General features: G+C 59.7%; 1 protein-coding gene. It reads right to left on the reverse strand.

Annotation, left to right across the window (positions count from 1 at the left end; genetic code table 11):
- Positions 1-121: 121 nt before the first annotated feature.
- On the reverse strand, positions 122-375 hold a 254-nt coding region (locus QP381_RS08610; protein ID WP_285068531.1), incomplete at its 5' end, for a hypothetical protein.

Below are 375 nucleotides of genomic sequence, written 5' to 3' on the forward strand. Positions count from 1 at the left end.
AGGGCGAGGCCTGCTAGGTCTGGGTGGGGGCTGGTTGTGGCTGTGATCCAGGCGGTTAGGCCGAACCCGGCGAAGTGGGCAATAAAGAGGGTGGCGCGGGCTGCTTGTAGGTGTTTGGTGCTCATTTTGGTCTTTTCTCGGTTAGGAGGGCGGTGAAGTCTTTTAGGGTCATGGTTATGTATTGGTCTGCTGGGTTAGCGTTGCCGTGGCGTTTGTGGGCTATGACGGCCGCGAGCGCCCCGTCGTTTTGGCGTTCGGCTTCTGCTTCTTGGGTCCAGGGGCCGAGGTGTGGGCGGGTGGTGTTTTTGCATTCGACGACAACGCGACACCCGTTTTGGGTTCTTAGGGCGGCGATGTCGCCTTGGTCTTTTGGGC

It is taken from the genome of Pauljensenia sp. UMB6358, assembly GCF_030216865.1.
In the GTDB taxonomy this organism is placed as follows: domain Bacteria; phylum Actinomycetota; class Actinomycetes; order Actinomycetales; family Actinomycetaceae; genus Pauljensenia; species Pauljensenia turicensis_A.